Here is a 20,364-nt window from a genome sequence, read left to right as displayed (position 1 = left end):
GCGAAGCGCAAGACGGCGGCGGGAGAGGACAGGCGTCGATGGGAAACCTTCATCGAACTCCGACGGCGCCACAACGCGCCGCGGCGAAAGCGCCTCCGGCTCAGCGGGCGGGGGACGTGAACTCCACCACCGCGAACGGCGCCGGAAACGCGCGCGTCGCCGGTTCGTCGTTCTCCGGCGGCGACCAGCGTCCGCCCTTGCCGAACGCCTCGGCGGAGACGTAGGCGCCGAGCGGTCGCCAGCCCTCGAACGCGTAGGGCAGGCCTTCCGCCGCCAGCGGCAGGGGCGCGTCGGCGAGATGGAAATGCAGGTGCGGCCCGGTCGACTGGCCGGTGTAGCCGAGCGCGGCGAGCACGTCGCCGCGGCGTACGCGCTCGCCGCGTCGGACCTTGATGCTGCCCGGCTTCAGATGCTCGTAGAACGCGTAGCGGCCGTCGGCGAGCGCCAGCGCGACGTAGTTTCCGCTCGCATCGCCAATCGAGACGGCGGGATTGCCGTCGGACACGGCGACCGGTTCCGCCACGTCGTCGCGCACGGCGGCGACGGTGGCGTCGGCGACTGCGAGCACGTCGGCGCCATAGCCGTACCAGTCGCGCTTGTCCTTCCCCTCGCGGGCGAATTGTCCGCCCTGCGCATCGAGCTTGATCCAGTCGATCGCGTGGCGACCGGGAATCCGCGCGCGTCCGTCGACCGCGTACAGCACGCGCCGGTGGCCGCGCGTCCACTCGGCGCTGTAGACCGCGACCCACGGACCGCCGCGCAGCGGCGCGCCCAGCGCTCGTGTCGCTGCCGGCCTCGGCGCGACGCGGCCGCCTTCGACTCGCGCGGACGTGCCGTCCGTCGTCGACTGGAATTCGACGCGATGGCGCAGCGCCGGCGGCGTCTGCGCATCGACCGCGAGATCGAGATAGACGATCGCACGCACGCCGGGGGCGAGCGTCGAAGCATCCTCGCCCGCTTCCGGACCGATGCGACCGAGCGAGGCGGCGAGTGCGCCGCCGCTCAACGTGACCAGCGGCGTCGATCCGTCCTCGGCGAACACGTCGACGCGCGTCAGGCGCAGCGGTACGGCGGCGAAGTTGGTCAGATGCAATTCATAGCCGAGCCGCGCGCGACCGTCGACGACATACGACGTCGGCGCCAGCGGAACGGCGAGATCGAACGCCTGGCGCGCGTCGCGCTGCGCCGAAACGAACGGCGACAGCACCGCCACGAGGCCGCCGAGCAGAACGCGCGGGAAGAACGAAGCCGTACTGCTCATTGGAAGTTCATCGTCATCGGGACAACCATTGCCCGGTGTCGCCATTCTGCCTTTCCGCACCCGCGACGGGTGAAGCCGAGCTGTTCCGACGGGAACGAACCGTTGCTCCGTCGGCGGCGACGGATTGAAGATCGCGCGACAACTGGACCACAATCCGAGCGACCATCCTCCGGATCGGCAGACTGCCCGTCGGGTTCGCGGCGCGAACGTTCGCCTCGGCATCCTGCCCCATCCGGTTCGCACGGGTCGCGCCGGGACGACGCACGAGGCCGGAGTCGCAGATGCTGATCACCTTCCTACTCGCCCTGCTGGTCTTCTCGATCCTCGCCTTTCGCGGGCTCGGCTTCCTCGCCTGGGTCGCCGCGGCCGGCGTCTGGCTGCTCGGCTGGCGCATCGCCGGCGTCGCGTCGCCGAACCTGTTCGCCGGCACGACGATCGTGCTGGTCGCGCTCGCCGCGGTGTTCGGGCTGCCGCCGCTGCGGCGCGCGCTGGTCTCGCGCTTCGTGATGCCGAAGTTCGCCAAGGTGCTGCCGCGGCTCGGCGACACCGAACGCATCGCATTGGAAGCCGGCACGGTGTGGTGGGACGGCGATCTGTTCGGCGGCATGCCGGATTGGGACAAGCTGCTCGCGTTCCGCCCGCGCGCGCTCAACGCGGAGGAACAGGCCTTTCTCGACGGACCGGTGGAAGAACTCTGCCGGCGCCTGAGCGACTGGGAGGTCTACCAGCAGCGCGACCTGCCGCCGGAGATCTGGGACTTCATCAAGCGCGAGCGCTTCCTCGGCATGATCATCCCGGCCGAGCACGGAGGCCTGGGCTTCTCGGCGCTGGCGCATTCGCGCGTGGTCACGCGCATCGCCAGCCGCTCGGTCACCGCGGCGGTCACCGTGATGGTGCCTAACTCGCTCGGCCCCGGCGAGCTGCTGCTGCACTACGGCACCGACGAACAGAAGAAGAAATACCTCGGCCGGCTCGCACGCGGCGAGGAGATCCCGTGTTTCGCGCTGACCGGCCCCGAAGCCGGCTCCGACGCCGCGGCGACGCAGTCCGAGGGCATCGTCGAGAAGCGCATGATCGACGGCGTCGAGGTGCTCGGCCTGCGCCTGAACTGGAAGAAGCGCTACATCACATTGGCGCCGGTGGCGAGCCTGATCGGCCTCGCGTTCCGCCTGAAGGATCCGCAGAAGCTGATCGGCGACCGCGTCGATCGCGGCATCACCTGCGCGCTGATTCCGCGCGCGACGCCGGGCATCGAGATCGGCCTGCGCCACGATCCGATGGGCGTGCCGTTCATGAACGGACCGATCGTCGGCAAGGACGTGTTCGTGCCGCTCGACGAAGCCGTCATCGGCGGCCGCGAGCAGATCGGCCGCGGCTGGCGCATGCTGATGGAGTCGCTCGCCGCCGGACGCTCGATCTCGCTGCCGGCGCTGTCGATCGGCGCGGCGCAGCTCGCCACGCGCATCTGCGGCGCCTACGCCACCGTGCGCGAACAGTTCGACACGCCGATCGGCCGCTTCGAAGGCATCGAAGAGCCGCTCGCGCGCATCGCCGGACTGACCTACCTGATGACCTCGGCGCGCAGCCTGACCTGCGGCGCGCTCGACGCCGGCGAGAAGCCGGCCGTGATCGGCAACATCTGCAAGGCGTATCTGACCGACAGCATGCGCCAGGTGATCGCCGACGCGATGGACATCCGCGCCGGCAGCGCGATCCAGCGCGGCCCGCGCAACGTACTCGCGCGCGCCTGGGACGCGGTGCCGATCGGCATCACCGTCGAGGGTGCGAACATCCTCACGCGCACGATGATCGTCTACGGCCAGGGCGCGATCCGCTGCCATCCGTTCGTGCAGAAGGAGATCGAGGCGGTCGCCGCCGACGACCTCGCCGCGTTCGACCGCGCCCTGTTCGGGCATCTGAACCTGTTCGTCACGCGCGCCACGCGCACCAAGCTGCTGGCCTGGACCGGCGCGCGTCTGGCGGAGGCGCCGGACACGCCCGACACGCGCCGCTACTACCAGCACCTGTCGCGCTTCTCGGCGGCCTTCACGATCCTCTCCGACACCGCGATGGGCACGCTCGGCGGTTCGCTGAAGCGGCGCGAGAAGCTGTCGGGCCGGCTCGCCGACGCGCTCGCCTATCTCTACCTCGCCAGCTGCGCGCTGAAGCGCTACCACGACGAGCCGAAGACGCGGCCGAACTACGCGCTGGTGCGCTGGTCGGTCGAGCTGTGCCTGTACCGTATCCAGGAAGCGCTGCTCGGCGTGCTCGACAACCTGCCCGTGCGCTGGATCGCGGTGCCGATGAAGATCGCGATCTTCCCGCTCGGCGCACGCTTCCGGCCGCCGTCGGACCGGCTCGGCAGCGAAGTCGCGCGCGACATCCTCGAAGACCGCGAGGCGCGCCGCACGCTGACCGCCGACGTGTTCGTGCCGCCGCCGGACGAACCCGGCCTCGGCGCGCTCGAGGCCGCGCTGGACAAGGCCGTGCGCGCGATCCCGATCGAGACCAAACTGCGCGACGCGGTGCGCGCCGGCGTGCTCGACCGCGCGCCCGGCTATCTGCTCGACGACCTCGGCGCCGCCGCCGGCGTCATCACCGGCGCCGAGTACGACCTGCTCAACGAGGCGCGCGACGCGCGCGACGAGGTCATCGCGGTGGACGCGTTCGAACCCGACGTCTACAAGACGCTGCACTGAAGGCTACGCGCGGCACCGAGGCTCCGCGCCGGGACGAGACGCCCATGGCGACGAGACGCTGCACCCGGAAAGGGCCGGCCGGCCGCGCCGATGTCACGCCCGCGAACGCGCTTCGATCGACGTTCCCCGAACCCGCTTCGCAAAGCATTTCACCTGACCGCGAACCAACGGAGCATCCCATGCAAGCGCAGTGGTATTTCGACTTCATCTCTCCGTTCGCGTATCTGCAGCTGCCGCAGATCCGCGCGCTCGGCGAGCGCATCGACGTCGTACCGAAACCGATCGTGTTCGGCGCCGTGCTCAAGCACCACGGCCAGCTCGGTCCGGCCGAGATCCCGGGCAAGCGCGAATTCACCTACCGCTTCGTCCAGTGGCGCGCCGGCCGGATCGGCACGACGTTGCGCTTCCCGCCCGCGCATCCGTTCAATCCGCTCGCCGCGCTGCGGCTGTGCGTCGCCGCCGGCGCCGATTGGCGCGCGATCGAAGCGATCTTCGATCACCTCTGGCGCGATGGCCGCAGCGGGGAGAATGCGGCGGAGTTGGCCGAGGTGGGCCGCCATCTCGGCATCGACGACGTCGGTGCGGCGATCGCCGACGAAGCAGTGAAGGCCACCTTGCGCGCGAACACCGAAACGGCGCTCGCGCGCGGCGTGTTCGGCGTGCCGACGCTCGACATCGGTGGCGAGCGGTTCTGGGGCGAGGACGCGACGCCGATGATCGCCGACTGGCTGGCCGATCCGACACGGTTCTCGACCGGCGAGTACGCACGCATCGCCGCGCTGCCCGGCGTGCAGCGCGTGCGCTGACGATCCGACGGCACACGATTCGAGCGCGGCGCCTCGAGCGTCGCCGCGATCACGCGAGCGGCGTTGCCGTTCCGCCGGATGCGATACGCGCTACGTCGCGGCCGTCAGTTCGACGATTCGAACGCCGTTTCGCCGCCCAATCCTTCCGCTTCGGGATGCGTGCTGATCCGGTTGCGCCCGCCCGACTTGGAGCGGTACAGCGCCGCGTCGGCGCGCTCGATCAGGTCGTTCGGCGTCAGCACGTCGGCGTCGAGTGCGGCGATGCCGATGCTGAGGGTCACGCCGATGCGGCGGCCGGAGACCAGCAGCGCCATGTCTTCGACGCGCTTGCGGATGCGCTCGGCGACGACCTCGGCGTTCGCCGCGGCGGCGCCCGGCAGCACGACGAGGAATTCCTCGCCGCCGTAGCGGCCGAGCGCGTCGCCCTGACGCATCTCGCTGAGGATCGGCCCGACCAGCGCGCGCAGGCACTGGTCGCCGACGTGATGGCCGTAGGTGTCGTTGACCTGCTTGAAGTGGTCGAGATCAAGGAACAGCAGCGACAGCGGCTCCTCCGTCTCGCGCGCCTGCAGGAAGCCGGCGCGCAGCCGCGCCAGGATCGCGCGGCGGTTCAGCACGCCGGTCAGCGCGTCGTGCTCGGCGAGCCGGTGCGCGACGTCGCGCTCGTGGCGGATCGACAGCGTGTGGTCGGCCAGCCCGTAGGCGAGCACGAGACTGGCATAGGCGAATCCGGCCGGCAGCGCGAACTCGAGCCAGACCGGCAGCGGCCAGTGCAGGATCAGCTGCAGCGCGCGCAGGATCACCAGCAGCAGGCCCGGAATCCAGGCGCCGAGGAAGAAGCCGCCGCGGCGGCTGCCCTGCTGCCAGGTGAGCAGGCCGGCGCCGAGCAGCAGCGGGGCCAATGCCAGCAGCAGCGCCGCCAATGCGTACTCGACCATCCAGTCCGGCAGCAACGCCGGCAGCGCCGCGAGCACCGCCAGCGCGGCGAACGGCCAGCGTCCGAATCCGAGCAGCCGGTCCAGGCGCGGCGCGTAGCGCACCAGTTCGAGGAACTGGCGCGAGAATTCGATCATCAGCACGATCGAGATCGCCGCCGTCAGCAGCACCGCGCGGCCGCCGAGCGGCGCGAGCAGGTCGAACGGCGCGTATTCGTAGCCGACGCCGAACTGGTACAGCTCGTACAGCACGACGAAGACGACGTGGCCGACGAAATACAGATACATGCGCTCGCGCAGGGCGAGGAAGAAGCACAGCATCACCAGCAAGGTGGCGACCTGCACCGACGGGAACAGCACGTCGAGCCGCGCGCGGCCGAGGTCGCGCACCAGCGCATCGAGCATCGGCGTGATCTCGACCCGCCGCGGCACCGCCTTGTCGGGCTTGATCTTCAGGTAGATCGGCGCGCTGGCCTTCAGACCCGCGGGCAGATCGAACATGAGCGCGTGTCGCGTGAAGCCGGCGTTCGCGTCGGCCGCGTAGATCGAATGCCTGACCTCGACGTGGTCGGGCGGGAGGTAGACGGTCGCGTCCAGGCCCTGCGGGTCGAAGATCGCGAGCACCGGCGGCCCCTCGCTGGCCCAATCGGCGGCGAGCCGGATGCGGTACCAGACGGCGTGGTCGCGCGCGGGCGTGACGGCGGCGTAGGCCTGCGCGACGAAATCGCGATCGTTGGCGCCGTTGATCAGGGCGGCCGGATCGACCGCGGCGGTGCCCGGATCGAAGCGTTCGACCACCAGCGCAACCGATTGCGCCTGCGCGGCCGCACTCGCCAGCATCAGGGCAAGCGCGAATGCCCTGAGCCAGACGACGATGCGAAAACACCCACGATCCACGGCGCGCCTATTCGAGAATGACCTGCCGAACCCGGCCTCCTGCCGCGGTCGACGAACGAACGGTCGCAGCGAGCCGATGATGCCATCGCGACGAACGCGCTCAGCGCACGGCTACCCGGACGAAACGCTTCTTCACAGATTTCACGGGCGACGCACTCGACAAGCCGGCGCCGCCCGGCGGCTCACTCCAGGTGCGCGTCGATCAGGGCGCGCGCGGCCTTGACGATCGCGCTGATCGGGCCGGTGTTGTTCGGGAAGGTCAGGCGCGTGTAGTAGCCGCCTTCACGCAACAGCATCAGCGCGTCGCCGAGCGCGTCCGGGTCGCTCGCGCCCATCTCGCGCGCGAGCTTGCGCAGGCGGCGGCGGATTTCCGTCTTGTACCGGTGCACGATGTCGCCGAGCCGGTCGTTGTCCTCGGGAATCTCGACCGCGGCGTTGCCGAGCGCGCATCCGCGGCTGGTCTTGCACTTGCAGCCTTCGATCGCCTTCGCGCGCAGCCAGGCGAGATCGATGTCGGAGGCGACCAGGGCCTCGACCTGGCGCCGCGCATCGCCCGCGTACGGCGCGATCGTCTCGTCCCAGCGCGCCCAGTACTCGCGCTCCTGGTCGGTCAGGTATTCGGCGACCAGGTCGTCCTTCGACGGAAAGCTCCGATAGAAGCTCATCTTGTTCGTGCCGGCTTCGTTGGCGATCGCGTCGACGCCGACCGCGCGAATGCCGTGGCGATAGAACAGATCGCAAGCCGCGTCGAGGATGCGATCGCGCACGCGCGGCTTGTCGGCCGGGGCGGCGTTCTCGGTGGCGACGGGTTTTGCGTTCATGACACGACTCCTCCTCTTGACACGTGAGTTACCAGTCAGTAACGTACCACAATGTTACTGACCGGTAACTAACGTTGCAACAGCATTGCGGCGTTCCGTCCGCCGGTCAAGCCGCGACGCAGCAGGAGAGAACCCGCGCGCCGTGGCCGCAGAAGGATTTTCGCACCCCGGCCCGCCTCAGCCCAAGGACAGACTCATGAGAACCGCCTCCTTTGCCGTACTTCCGCTGCTCGCCGCCCTCGTGCTGGCCGGCTGCGCCCGCTCGCAGGCGACCGACGCGCCGGCCGCGCCGCCGGCGCCCGAAGTCAGCGTCGCCGCCGTCATCAGCCAGCCGCTGCGCGACTGGGAAGAATTCAGCGGCCGCCTCGAGGCGGTCGACAGCGTCGAGATCCGCCCGCGCGTCAGCGGCTTCGTCGATTCGGTGAACTTCACCGAGGGCGCCCGCGTGAAGAAGGGCGAGCTGCTGTTCCGCATCGATCCGCGCCCGTTCCGCGCCGAGGTCAACCGCCTCACCGCCGAACTGAAGCGCGCGCGTTCGCAGCAGCAGCTGGCAGCGTCGAACCACGAACGCGGCAAGCGTCTGCTCGGCCAGCACTGGATCTCGCAGCAGGACTTCGACCAGCTCGCCACCGCCGAAGCGACCGGCGTCGACGCCGTCGGCGCGGCGCAGGCGGCGCTCGACGCGGCCAAGCTCAACCTCGAGTTCACCGAGGTGCGCGCCCCGATCGACGGCCGCGTCTCGCGCGCGCTGATCACCGCCGGCAACCTCGTCTCCAACGCCAGCGTGCTGACCACGGTGGTCTCCGACGATCCGGTCTACGCCTACTTCGACGCCGACGAGCACACCTACCTGAAGTTCGCGCGCCAGGCCGGCCTCGGCGGCGACGGCCGCCGCGCCGACAGCCCGGTGTTCATGGGCCTGATCGACGAGCAGGGCTATCCGCACGAGGGACGGCTGAACTTCCTCGACAACGTCGTCGACGCGCAGAGCGGCACGATCCGTGGCCGCGCCGTGTTCGACAACCCGGACGGCCGCTTCACGCCGGGCCTGTTCGCGCGCATCAAGATGGTCGGCGGCGACAGCCGCGAGACCGTGCTGATCGACGACCGCGCGGTCGGCACCGACCTCGGCAAGAAGTACGTGCTCGCGTTGAAGTCCGACGACACGCTCGAACGCCGCTTCGTCGAACTCGGCGCCTCGCTCGACGGCCTGCGCGTGGTCAAGCAGGGACTCGCCGCCGGCGACGTCATCGTCGTCAACGGATTGCAGCACGCACGTCCCGGCAGCGCGGTGAAACCGACGCGGGTCGAGATGACGACGAACACGGCCGTGATCGGGCAGCTGGCGCCGGCATCGAACCGTACGGCGTCGACCGCGGGCGGCAATGCGCGCGGCGGCCTGAACTGATGAATTGAATCCTGCCTCCTCTCCCGCTTGCGGGAGAGGGATGGGTGAGGAGGTGTGACGCAAGCCACCATCCCTGGTGCGCTTTCCGATCGGCATTCCTACCTCACCCTCAGCCGCCGGAGGGCGGCTTCGACCTCATCCGCCCTCCGGGCACCTTCTCCCGTGAGCGGGAGAAGGGAAAGAAAAACAAAGGACTCGCTCCCGTGAACCTCTCCCAATTCTTCATCACGCGCCCGGTCTTCGCCGGCGTGCTGTCGGCGCTGATCCTGATTGCTGGCCTAGTCTCGATCCGGCAGCTGCCGATTTCCGAATATCCGGAAGTCGTGCCGCCGACCGTGGTCGTGCGCACCACGTATCCCGGCGCGAATCCCAAGGTGATCGCCGACACCGTCGCCGGGCCGCTCGAGCAGGCGATCACCGGCGTCGAGGACATGCTGTACCAGTTCTCGCAGGCGACCGCCGACGGAGTGATGACGCTGACGGTCACCTTCAAGCTCGGCACCGACGTCGACAAGGCGCAGCAGCTGGTGCAGAACCGCGTCGCGCAGGCGACGCCGAAGCTGCCGCAGGACGTGCAGCGCATCGGCGTGACGGTGAACAAGTCCACGCCCGACATCACGATGGGCGTGTTCCTGATTTCGCCGGACGGCCGCTACGACCTCAACTACCTCGCCAACTATCTGATCCTCAACATCAAGGACGAGCTGGCCAAGATCGACGGCGTCGGCGACGTGCAGCAGTTCGGCGGCGGCAGCTACTCGATGCGCGTGTGGCTGGACCCCGAGAAGGTCGCCGCGCGCGGCCTGACCGCCGGCGACATCGCCAACGCGATCCGCGAGCAGAACGTGCAGGTCGCGGCCGGCCAGCTCGGCTCGCCCGCCCAGCCCTCGGTGTCCGACGGGTCGAGCCGGCCGAACTTCCAGGTCGCGGTCAGCACCAAGGGCCGCCTCGTCGACGAAGAGGACTTCGCCGACATCATCATCAAGACCGGCAGCAGCGGCCAAATCACGCGCCTGCGCGACGTCGCGCGCGTGGAACTGGGCTCGGACAACTACGCGCTGCGCGCGATGCTCAACAACCAGACCGCGGTCGGCGTCGGCATCTACCAGCGCCCCGGCAGCAACGCGATCGCGATCTCCGACGCGGTGCGCGCGAAGATGAAGGAGCTGTCGAAGTCCTTCCCCGAAGGCATCGAGTACGACCCGGCCTACGACCCGACCATCTTCGTGCGCGGCTCGATCAACGCCGTGCTGCACACGCTGCTCGAAGCGATCCTGCTGGTGGTGATCGTGGTGATCGTGTTCCTGCAGACCTGGCGCGCCTCGATCATCCCGCTGCTGGCGGTGCCGGTGTCGCTGATCGGCACGCTCGGCGTCATGCACCTGCTCGGCTTCGGTCTCAACACGCTGTCGCTGTTCGGCCTGGTGTTGGCGATCGGCATCGTCGTCGACGACGCGATCGTGGTGGTCGAGAACGTCGAGCGCAACATCGGCGAAGGTCTCGCGCCGTTCGACGCGACGGTACAGGCGATGAAGGAAGTCACCGGCCCGATCATCGCCACCGCGCTGGTGCTGTGCGCGGTGTTCCTGCCGACCGCGTTCATCAGCGGCCTGTCGGGCGAGTTCTACAAGCAGTTCGCGATCACCATCGCGATCTCGACGGTGATCTCGGCGTTCAATTCGCTGACCTTGTCGCCGGCGCTGTCGGCGCTGCTGCTGAAGTCGCACGATGCGCCGCCGGATCGCGCCACGCGCTTTCTCAACGGCGCGCTCGGCTGGTTCTTCCGCCCGTTCAACCGCTTCTTCACGCGCGCCTCGAACGGCTACGTCGGCATGATCAGCCGCATCCTCGGCCGCAGCTCGGTCGCCGTGGTGCTCTACCTCGGCCTGATCGTGCTCACCGCGTTCGCCTTCGCGCGCACGCCGACCGGATTCGTACCGGCGCAGGACAAGCAGTACCTGGTCGGCTTCGCGCAGCTGCCCGAGGCCGCCACGCTCGATCGCACCAGCGCGGTGATCCGGCGCATGGGCGACATCGCGCTGAAGACGCCCGGCATCGAATCGGTGCCGGCATTCCCCGGCCTGTCGATCAACGGCTTCACCAATGCGCCGAACATGGGCATCGCGTTCACGCCGCTGAAGCCGTTCGAGGAGCGCACCGACGCGTCGATGTCCGCCGGCGCGATCGCAACCGCGCTGAACGCGCAGTTCTCGAAGATCCAGGACGCCTACATCGCGATCTTCCCGCCGCCGCCGGTGCAGGGCCTGGGCGTGATCGGCGGCTTCAAGCTGCAGATCGAAGATCGCGGCAGCCGCGGCGCGGACGAGCTGTACCAGGTCGTGCAGAACGTGATCGAGAAGGCCGGCAAGCGTCCGGAACTCGCCGGGCTGTTCTCCGGCTTCCAGGTCAACGTGCCGCAGATCGAGGTCGAAGTCGATCGCGAGAAGGCGAAAGCCGCCGGCGTCGCGCTGCGCGACGTGTACGACACGATGCAGATGTACCTGGGCTCGCTCTACGTCAACGACTTCAACCGCTTCGGTCGCACCTACCAGGTCAACGCGCAGGCCGAACCGGGTTTCCGCCTCAACGCGGAGGACATCGGCCGCCTGAAGACGCGCAACGCGCACGGCGACATGATTCCGCTGGCCAGCTTCGTCACCGCCAAGGAAACCTCCGGTCCCGATCGCGTGCCGCACTACAACGGCTTCCTCGCCGCGGAACTCAACGGCGGCGCCGCCCCGGGCTATTCCTCCGGCCAGGCGCAGACGGCGATCGAGGAAGTGCTGCGCACGGAACTGCCGAACGGGTTCGCCTACGAGTGGACCGACCTGACCTACCAGCAGATCCTCGCCGGCAACACGATGGTGATCATCTTCCCGCTGGTCGTGCTGCTGGTGTTCCTGGTGCTGGCCGCGCAGTACGAGAGCCTGTCGCTGCCGCTGGTGGTGATCCTGATCGTGCCGATGACCCTGCTCTGCGCGATCGCCGGCGTGCTCGCGGCCGGCGGCGACAACAACATCTTCACCCAGATCGGCCTGATCGTGCTGATCGGCCTCGCCTGCAAGAACGCGATCCTGATCGTCGAGTTCGCCAAGGACCGCGAGGCGCAGGGCGTCGGCGTGTGGCAGGCCGTGCTCGACGCGTGCCGCCTGCGCCTGCGTCCGATCCTGATGACCTCGCTCGCATTCGTGATGGGCGTGGTGCCGTTGGCGCTGGCGACCGGCGCCGGCGCCGAGATGCGCCGCGCGATGGGCGTGGCGGTGTTCTCCGGCATGCTCGGCGTGACCTTCTTCGGCCTGCTGCTGACGCCGGTGTTCTACCTGCTGGTGCGGCGCCGTCGCGCGCAGCGCGCGGCGGCGGCGCCGACGACGGCGCTGGAACCGGCGCCCGGCCACTGACCGCCGGCCGTTATTTCGTCAACGAGATCCGCACATGTCCGAATCCCTTGCCATTCCGTGCAACGACGACTGCCGGCCGACGGCGCGCTGGGCGCCGGTGATCGCGATGAGCGTCACCGCCTTCATCCTGGTCACCAGCGAATTCCTGCCGGTCGGCATTCTCAACATCCTGTCGACCGACCTCGGCATCAGCGCCGGCGATGCCGGCGCGACCATCGTGCTGCCCGGCATCTCCGCCGCGCTGGCGGCCGTGCTCGCGCCGTACCTGGGACGCAGGGCCGACCGTCGCGATCTGATCCTGCTGACCGTGCTGGCCAGCGTGCTCGGCAATCTGATTTCAGCGGCGGCGTCCACATACGCCCTCCTGCTGATCGGACGCCTGTTCCAGGGCGTCGCCGTCGGCGGGTTCTGGTCGATCGCCCTGACCGTCGTGCCGCGCGTGGCACCGAAGGGAATCCACATCGCCAAGGTGATGTCGGTCTACATGCTCGGCGTCACCGCGGCGACCGTGCTCGGCGTACCGCTCGCGACCTGGCTGACCGGCGCGATCGGCTGGCGCGCCGCGTTCGCGATCATCAGCCTGGTCTGCGTGCTGGCGATGCTCGCCCTGCTGCGCTTCATGCCGCGCGTCCCCGCGATCGACCAGTTCCGCCTGCGCGACATGGGACTGCTGCTGTCGTCGATGCCGCCGCGGGTCGGCTTCGTCGCGATCATGCTGGTCGGCACCGCGCATTTCCTCTCCTACGCCTATCTCGCGCCGTTCCTGCAGCATGCGGCGCATTTCGACGTCGACCTGATCGCCACCACGTTGCTGATCTTCGGCGTCGGTGGCGTCGTCGGCACCTGGATCGGCGGACATCTCGGCAGCCGCGACGTGCGTTACGGCTTCCTGGCCACGGCGGTCGTGCTCATGCTCAGCATCGGCCTGCTGACGATCTTCGCGAAGTCGACGATCGCGATCGTCGTACTCGTGAGCCTGTGGGGCATCGCCTGGGGCTGCTTCCCGATGCTCGCCAATACCTGGATGTTCGTGACCGCGCCAGACAAGGCCGAGCGCGGCATCTCGGCCCTGGTGGTGGCGTTCCAGGTGATGATCGGCGGCAGCGCCCTGCTCGGCGGCTGGCTGGTCGATCACCGCGGCATCGACCCGGTCCTGATGCTGAGCGCAGGCGCGGCGTTCCTCGGCGCCTTGCTGGTGCTCGCCTACGCGAGCCGGATTCCCCTGCACTCGGGCGTCGCGAACGCGGCGGCGCACTCGTGACCTTGCGCCGCAGGCCTCCGCACCGAACCTCGACGCCGCGTCGACGATGCGATGCGTCGCGCGGCCGCAAATGACGTGACGCGCGGCAATTCCGTCCGCAGCGCAGCGAACGTGCCGCACGCACGTTGAAGGCCGAAAACGGCCAGCCGGCGCGCACCGCTTCGGACAGCATGGCGTTTCGATACCCCTTCGAGGATCCACCGATGGCTGTCACGACGACTTCCGCCGACGCCCGCCGCAACTCGATCGCGTTGGTCGCGGTCTGTCTCGCTTCGCTGATGTTCGGTCTGGAGATCTCCAGCGTGCCGGTGATCCTGCCGACGCTGGAGAAGGTCCTGCACGCCGACTTCAAGGACCTGCAGTGGATCATGAACGCGTACACGATCGCCTGCACGACGGTGCTGATGGCGACCGGCACGCTGGCCGACCGCTTCGGGCGCAAGCGCGTGTTCCTGCTCTGCATCGCCGCGTTCGCGCTGACCTCGCTGTGGTGCGGCGTGGCGCAGAACGTGGGCGTGCTAGTCGTCGGCCGCTTCCTGCAGGGTATGGCCGGCGGCGCGATGTTCATCTGCACGGTCGCCGTGCTCTCGCACCAGTTCCGCGAAGGCGCCGAGCGCAGCCGCGCCTTCGTCGCCTGGGGCGTGATCAGCGGCATCGGTCTCGGCTTCGGACCGCTGATCGGCGGCGTGATCGTGGCGGCGTCGAACTGGCAATGGGTGTTCCTGATCCAGGTTCCGCTGGCCGTCGTGGCGCTGCTGCTCGCCGTCGCACACGTACGCGAATCGCGCGATCCGAATGCGGAAAAGCTCGACCTCGCCGGCATCCTGACCTTGTCGGTGGCGGTGTTCGCGCTGACCTACGCGATCACGCAGGGACCGGACCTCGGCGGCTTCACCGCCCCGGCGACGCTGGCGATCCTCGCCGTCAGCCTGGCCGCATTCGTCGCCTTCGTTCGCGTCGAGCGCCGGCACGCGCATCCGATGTTCGATTTCTCGGTGTTCAAGATCCGCGCGTTCTCCGGCGCGATCGTCGGCTGCGTCGGCATGAACTTCAGCTACTGGCCGCTGATGATCTACCTGCCGATCTATTTCCAGGGCGTGCTCGGCTACGACAGCACGACCTCGGGCCTGTTCCTGCTCGCCTACACCTTGCCGTTCCTGGTCATGACGCCGCTGGCCGAGCGTCTGCTGCAGCGTCGCGGCGCGCGCTTCGCGGTGCCGTTCGGCCTCGCCGCCATCGGCGCCGGCTTCCTGCTGATGCTGTGGGGCAGCTCGGTCGAGCAGGCGAACGGATGGACGATCCTGCCCGGCACGCTGCTCGCCGGCGTCGGCATCGGCTTGACCAACACGCCGGTCACCAACACGACCACCGCCTCGGTGTCGAGCGACCGTGCCGGCATGGCCTCGGGCATCGACGTCAGTGCGCGCCTGATCGCGCTCGCGATCAACATCGCCGTCATGGGCCTCTTGTTGCAGAACGGCGTGGCCGCGCAGTTGGTGCATGCACTCGGCGGTGCGATCGACGGGACGCAGGTGCGCACGATGGCGGAAAGCATCGCGGCCGGAAATCTCGCCGCCTCCGACGCCGCCGCGCGCAGCGCGCTGGCGCAGGGCTTCGCCTGGGTGCTGACGTACGGCGGCCTCGGCGTGCTGGCCTTGGCGGCGCTGAGCTATTTCGTCTTCGGCGCGACACCGCGCTCCGCACCGGCGACCACCGCCGTGGCGAGGCTCGCCGCGGACGGCGCCGAATGCCCGAACGCCGCGTCCTGCAATCCCTGATTACTCGATCCACGACCCATCCCAAGGATGCGCGATGCGCGTCCGCCAACCAAGGAGAAACTCCATGACTCGGAAAATCGCCCTCGTCACCGGCGCCACGCGCGGCATAGGCCTTGAAACCGCACGCCAGCTCGCACGGAACGACGTCCACGTCCTGCTCGCCGGGCGCGACCGCGCCGCGGCGAACGACGCCGCGGCGAAGCTGCGGCAGGAAGGCCTCACCGTCGACGCGATCGCGCTCGACGTGAACGACGCGAACGGCATCGCCGCCGCGGCGAAGGAAGTCGAAGCCGCGCACGGCCGTCTCGACATCCTCGTCAACAATGCCGGCATCCTCGCCGAGGATCCGACGAAGAAGCCGTCACAGCAGCCGCTCGACGCCTGGCGCAAGACCTTCGACACCAACTTGTTCGGCGTCGTCGCGGTGACGCAGGCGTTCCTGCCGCTGCTGAAGAAATCGCCGGCCGCGCGCATCGTCAACGTGTCGAGCATCCTCGGCTCGTTGGCGCTGCACACCGACCCGGGTTCGGGCATCTACGACTTCAAGATTCCGGCCTATGACGCGTCGAAGTCGGCGTTGAACGCATGGACCGTGCATCTCGCCCACGAGCTGCGCGAGACGCCGATCAAGGTCAACGCAGTCCACCCGGGCTACGTGAAGACCGACATGAACGGCGGCAATGGCGAGCTCGACATTCCCGACGGCGCCCGGTCCAGCGTCGAGCTCGCCCTGATCGGCGCGGACGGCCCGAACGGCAGCTTCTCGCACCTCGGCCAGACCTTGCCCTGGTAGGTTCTCGGCGCGATCGAAGCGGCGGCGTACACTGGCGGCATGCGCTGCCGCCCTTCGATCCTCGCGCTGATTGTGCTGCTCGCGACGCCCGTCGCGTTCGCGGCCGACGCATTCAAATGCACGGCGGCGGATGGCTCGGTGAGTTTCCAGGACCGGCCGTGTCGCGACTCGTCGCGGCAGGAGCGATTCCAGCTGCCGCAGTACGCGCCGCCACCGCCGCCGGCGGACGATGCCGTCGTCGAGGCGACGCCCGCCGGGAATCCGCAGCCGCCGGAGCCTTCCGTACCGCGCGAACCGCCGCCGAGCTTCTTCCTGTGCACGCGCTACGACGGCAGCCGCTATCTCAGCGACAGCGGCATCGGCGATCGCTATGCGGTGCCTTACGGCATGCTGTCCGGTTCGGGTCGCAGCCTCGCGCAGGCCTATGGCGGCCGCGACGGCATCGGCGTGTCGGCGCCGGGCTTGCGCACGCCGCCGACGATTCCGGCCGACGAAGCGCCGTTCGCGACGAACTACGTACAGGTCGAGGACGAATGCCATCACGCCGCGCCGCAGGAAGCCTGTGCCTATCTACGCGACGAGCTCGATCGCCTGCAAGGCAAGATGAGGCGCGCGTTCAGCGACACCGAAGCGCAGTTGAAGCAGCAGCAACGCGAGTTGCGCGCGCGCCAGCGGGGTTGCTGAAAGAGGAAGCGATCGGACCGTGAAGAAGACGGAGGGAGCCGGAGCGCGCTCTGCCTCTGGTGTTCCTTCCTCGTTCTTCGTGTCGCGTCGTCCTGCCGCGACCGTGCCGTCATTGCAGCACGAGCGACGGCCGCGGCGCATGGCGCCGCTCGTGTTCGAGCAGCCATTGCTTGGTCGGCAGACCGCCGCCGAAACCGGTCAGCTTGCCGGAGCTGCCGATCACCCGATGGCAGGGCACGATGATCGGCAGTGGATTCGCGCCGTTCGCCGCGCCGACGGCGCGGCTCGCCTGTGGCTGGCGGATGCGCCGCGCGAGTTCGCCGTAGCTGATCGTCTCGCCGTAGGGAATGCGCAGGAGCTCGTCCCAGACGCTCTTGCGGAACGCCGTGCCGCGCGGCGCCAGCGCGACGTCGAACACGTGCAGGTCGCCGGCGAAGTAGGCGTCGAGCTGCTCGATCACACGTCCCAGGAAGCGACGACTGCGTTGCCAGCCCTGTTCGATGCGCGCGTCCTGATCCTTGTTCGGGAAGTCGACGCAGCGCAGGCCGTCTTCATCGGCGACCAGCAGCAGCCGTCCGATGGGTGTCTCGAGATAGTCGTAGTCCATCCTGTGGGTCCGTTGCTGGGGTCGATGGGAGAAGCGTAGCGCGCCACACGATCCGGGAGAGGCCGCCCTCGACGGCATCGCTCAACTCGCGCGCCACAACAGCATCACCGCGTACGCGCGCCACGGCCGCCAGGCTCCGCTCATCGCCTCCAGTTCGCGCGTCGACAGCGTGCGTCCCTGCCCGGCACTGCGGCGCAGGATCAGGTCGGCGGCCGGAAACGCGTCGGGCTGCGCCAGCGCGCGCATCGCGATGTAGTGCGCGGTCCACGGGCCGATGCCGGGCAAGGCGACCAGATCGCGTTCGAATTCCGCCAGCGGCTGCTCGGTGCGAAACGCGATACGGCCGTCGACGATCGCCTGCGCGAGTCCGCGGATCGTCGCCGCTCGCGCGCGGATGATGCCCTGCTGCTCGAGCGGCGCCTCGACCAGCGCCTGCGGTGTCGGGAACAGCGCGGTCAGCCCCGCGGCAACGCCTTCCGCGTACGGCGTTCCATACGTCGCGGCGACGCGCGCCGCCAGCGTGCGAGCCGCGGCGACGCTGACCTGCTGGCCGAGCACCGCGCGCACGGCGAGCTCGAAGCCGTCCCAGGCGCCCGGCAGGCGCTGTCCCGGCCAACGCTTGATCAAGGGGCCGAGCACCTCGCTGCGGCGGAACGCGGCGCCGAGGGCACGCGGATCCGCATCCACGTCGAACATGCGCCTGACGCGCGCGACCAGGCCGCCGAGCGCGCTGCTGCGCGGATGGTGCACGCGCAGACGCAGCGCCGAATCGCCCGCGATCGGCGCCACGCCAAACCAGCCCGGCACGCCGTCCTGCACGAAGCTGCGCCGGTAGCCGTCCGCATCGACGATCTCGACGCCGGGAATCGAACGGCGCGCGTAGAACTCGAGCAGTTGCGCGAAATCGTACGGTGCGCGATACGGCAGACGCAGGTCGATGCAGCCGGGACCGGAGAGCCCGGATTCGGAACCCGGCGAAGCGGCCGAGCGCGCCGCCGAACCGCGCTCGCGACGCAACGCGCGCGGCGGCTTGCCGTAGGTCGCGACGAAGGCGGCGTTGAAGCGGCGCAGGCTGGCGTAGCCGGAGGCCTGCGCGATCGTCGTCATCGGCAGCGCGGTCTCGCCGAGCAGCTTCTTGGCGAACAGCAGGCGCCGCGTCGCCGCGACGTCCAGCGGACTCGCGCCGAGCTCGTCGGCGAACAGCCGGCGCAGATGACGTTCGCCGACGCCGATGCGCGCGGCCAGCTCCGGCAAGGAACCCTCGTCCAGCGCACCCTGTTCGATCAGGCGCAGCGCACCGGCGACGAGTTCGCTCTTCGCACGATGCAGCGGCGAACCCGGCGCCGCCTCCGGGCGACAGCGCAAGCACGGCCGGAACCCGGCCGCGGACGCCGCCGCCGCGCTTTCGTAATAGCGCACGTTGTGCGTCTTCGGCGACGGCGCCGGGCAGACCGGGCGGCAGTAGATGCCGGTCGAAGTGACGGCGATGAAGAACAGGCCGTCGAAGCGCGCGTCGCGCGTCAGGCGTGCGCGTTCGCAGATGCGCGGGTCGAGGCGATGGCCGGGTTCGGCATTGTGCATGCCGCTATGCTAACGCCGGCCGAAGCGGCCAACTCGCCGTTTTCGGCCGTCAATGATCCACCGCCCAGCGCCCCGACGGCGTGATCGACCGCCTGTCGCAGCATCGCCGGGACGATGTAGCCGCGGTGGATCGGATCGACCACCGCCATGTAGAAGCGGCCGAACCCGTTGCGCGTGCGTACGCGCGTGCCGAGCGTGCAGCGCATGCTTCCATCGGGCAGGCGTTCGACGCCGACGCAGGAACGAAACGCGAGATGCTTGTCGTCCGCGCCGAGAATCACCTCGGCGCGCGCGTCCGCCGTGTCGACGCGCTGCGCCAGTACCGGGAAGCGGCCCGCGAACGTGACCTGCGCGGTCGCGGACAACAGCGACGACACCGGACAGCCGAGCGGCGAGGTGCGCAGGCCGAGCGGCTTCACCAGCACGTTGCGGAACGCCATCAGGCGCGATACGCCGTGCGGCCGGCTTTCGAGGAAGCCGGTCAACAGCGCGGCGAGCGCCGTGCTGGCCGACGCGGTCGCGAACGCGCCGGACGGAACGACCCGCTCGAACAGATCCTCGTGCACCGGCAGGCCGGCGAACTGCGTGCGCAGCAAAGAAGCTTCCGGTACGACGTCCAGCTCGCGCACGCGCGGCGTGCCGACAACGGCACCGGGGCCGCGCGGTCGCCGGACGCGTGCGAGCGCTCCGCCGAGCCAACCGAGCCCGCGACGCCAAGCGGCACGCTGATCGGCCGGGGCGTTCAACGCAAGCACCGTCGTCGGCACGCGCGTCGCGTCGAACGAAGGATCGTCGAGCAGAGCGCACACCGCGGCCGGCAGCAACTCGGTCAATGCCGGAATGCTCGCCGCGCCGTCGAGTACGCGCCGATGCAGCTCCGGGGCGAGATCGCCGCCGAGTTCGTTCGTGTGGCACGAGAGTGCGAACAACGCCGGATGCGTCGATCCCGATCGCAGCGGCAGGAACTGATGCCAGACGCCTCCGCCGAAGCGCACGACGAACACGCTGTCCGGCGGCACGTCGACGTGGTTCAGCTCGGCGACGAACGCATGCGGGTCGTGAGCGATCTGCCCGGCCGAGGCGGTCGAGAAGCGCAGCCGGGCGCCGGCGCCGCCGGAGATCGCGGTGAACACGCGATGGCCGGCGTGACGATGGAACGGATGCCCGTTCGCGCCGACCGCGAACGTGTACAGCGAGGTCGCGTCGCCCTTGGCGAGATCGATGCCGCCGATGCGCGTCGACGGTTCGTCCAGTGCGTCGACGAAGTTCTCGTGCGCGCGCTGCCGCGCCGAGGCATCTTCGATCAGCCGGTCGCCTCCACCTGGACCCAATTGTGCGATCAAGGTCACTTCGACCGGCAGACCGCCTCCGCGCGGATGGAGACGCGCAGCCGGGAACGTCGACGCGTCATTCGTCGTGTCTCGCATGGCGTACT

General features: G+C 69.3%; 14 protein-coding genes. 8 read left to right on the top strand and 6 right to left on the bottom strand.

From position 1 onward, the window contains the following. Window positions 1–100 precede the first annotated feature (100 nt). Window positions 101–1,261, bottom strand: coding sequence for a M23 family metallopeptidase (locus J7520_RS04190; RefSeq protein WP_291184413.1), 1,161 nt, complete (start codon window positions 1,259–1,261; stop codon window positions 101–103). Window positions 1,262–1,542: 281 nt separating this feature from the next. Here J7520_RS04190 and J7520_RS04185 point away from each other — a divergent pair, with 281 nt between their 5' ends. Beyond that, on the top strand, window positions 1,543–3,960 hold the full coding sequence (locus J7520_RS04185) for an acyl-CoA dehydrogenase (RefSeq protein WP_291184410.1): 2,418 nt from the start codon (window positions 1,543–1,545) through the stop codon (window positions 3,958–3,960). Window positions 3,961–4,139: 179 nt separating this feature from the next. After that, entirely contained in the window at window positions 4,140–4,766 is a 627-nt protein-coding gene (locus tag J7520_RS04180; protein WP_291184407.1) for a 2-hydroxychromene-2-carboxylate isomerase, read from the top strand. A gap of 104 nt (window positions 4,767–4,870) precedes the next feature. Here J7520_RS04180 and J7520_RS04175 read toward each other — a convergent pair whose 3' ends face one another. Beyond that, a complete protein-coding gene (locus tag J7520_RS04175; RefSeq protein ID WP_291184404.1) occupies window positions 4,871–6,541 on the bottom strand; it encodes a diguanylate cyclase in 1,671 nt (556 codons plus the stop codon). Window positions 6,542–6,780: 239 nt separating this feature from the next. Next, on the bottom strand, window positions 6,781–7,419 hold the full coding sequence (locus tag J7520_RS04170) for a TetR/AcrR family transcriptional regulator (protein WP_291184402.1): 639 nt from the start codon (window positions 7,417–7,419) through the stop codon (window positions 6,781–6,783). Between the two features lie 196 nt (window positions 7,420–7,615). Between J7520_RS04170 and J7520_RS04165 the strand changes: the two genes are divergently transcribed. From J7520_RS04165 to J7520_RS04140, 6 genes are all read left to right on the top strand, one after another. Then, window positions 7,616–8,827: an efflux RND transporter periplasmic adaptor subunit gene (locus J7520_RS04165; protein ID WP_291184399.1), complete on the top strand. Its 1,212-nt coding sequence runs from the start codon at window positions 7,616–7,618 to the stop codon at window positions 8,825–8,827. Between the two features lie 203 nt (window positions 8,828–9,030). Beyond that, window positions 9,031–12,225, top strand: a complete 3,195-nt coding sequence (locus J7520_RS04160; protein ID WP_291184396.1) for a multidrug efflux RND transporter permease subunit — start codon at window positions 9,031–9,033, stop codon at window positions 12,223–12,225. A 34-nt stretch (window positions 12,226–12,259) separates the two neighbouring features. Beyond that, the gene (locus tag J7520_RS04155) at window positions 12,260–13,486 is read left to right on the top strand and encodes an MFS transporter (protein ID WP_291184393.1); all 1,227 of its coding nucleotides are present in this window, start codon (window positions 12,260–12,262) and stop codon (window positions 13,484–13,486) included. Between the two features lie 203 nt (window positions 13,487–13,689). Continuing rightward, entirely contained in the window at window positions 13,690–15,264 is a 1,575-nt protein-coding gene (locus tag J7520_RS04150; protein WP_291184390.1) for an MFS transporter, read from the top strand. A gap of 64 nt (window positions 15,265–15,328) precedes the next feature. Beyond that, the gene (locus tag J7520_RS04145; RefSeq protein ID WP_291184387.1) at window positions 15,329–16,057 is read left to right on the top strand and encodes an SDR family oxidoreductase; all 729 of its coding nucleotides are present in this window, start codon (window positions 15,329–15,331) and stop codon (window positions 16,055–16,057) included. A gap of 39 nt (window positions 16,058–16,096) precedes the next feature. After that, on the top strand, window positions 16,097–16,741 hold the full coding sequence (locus J7520_RS04140) for a DUF4124 domain-containing protein (protein ID WP_291184384.1): 645 nt from the start codon (window positions 16,097–16,099) through the stop codon (window positions 16,739–16,741). A gap of 109 nt (window positions 16,742–16,850) precedes the next feature. On the opposite strand, the gene J7520_RS04135 is transcribed toward J7520_RS04140, so the two are convergent. The 3 genes from J7520_RS04135 to J7520_RS04125 form a co-directional block, all read right to left on the bottom strand. Further along, window positions 16,851–17,348 carry a methylated-DNA--[protein]-cysteine S-methyltransferase gene (locus J7520_RS04135; protein WP_291184381.1) on the bottom strand — a complete coding sequence of 166 codons (498 nt, stop codon included), beginning with the start codon at window positions 17,346–17,348 and terminating at the stop codon, window positions 16,851–16,853. A gap of 81 nt (window positions 17,349–17,429) precedes the next feature. After that, window positions 17,430–18,929, bottom strand: coding sequence for a DNA-3-methyladenine glycosylase 2 (locus J7520_RS04130; protein ID WP_291184378.1), 1,500 nt, complete (start codon window positions 18,927–18,929; stop codon window positions 17,430–17,432). Next, complete coding sequence (locus tag J7520_RS04125) at window positions 18,869–20,356, bottom strand: DUF2867 domain-containing protein (RefSeq protein ID WP_291184376.1); 1,488 nt, start codon at window positions 20,354–20,356, stop codon at window positions 18,869–18,871. Before J7520_RS04125 ends, J7520_RS04130 begins: the two co-directional genes overlap by 61 nt. Window positions 20,357–20,364 lie beyond the last annotated feature (8 nt).

Source organism: Dokdonella sp. (assembly GCF_017744955.1).
Lineage (GTDB): Bacteria > Pseudomonadota > Gammaproteobacteria > Xanthomonadales > Rhodanobacteraceae > Dokdonella_A.
The sequence above is the reverse complement of the archived record's forward strand: the minus strand, read 5'-3'. Positions and strand labels throughout refer to the sequence as shown.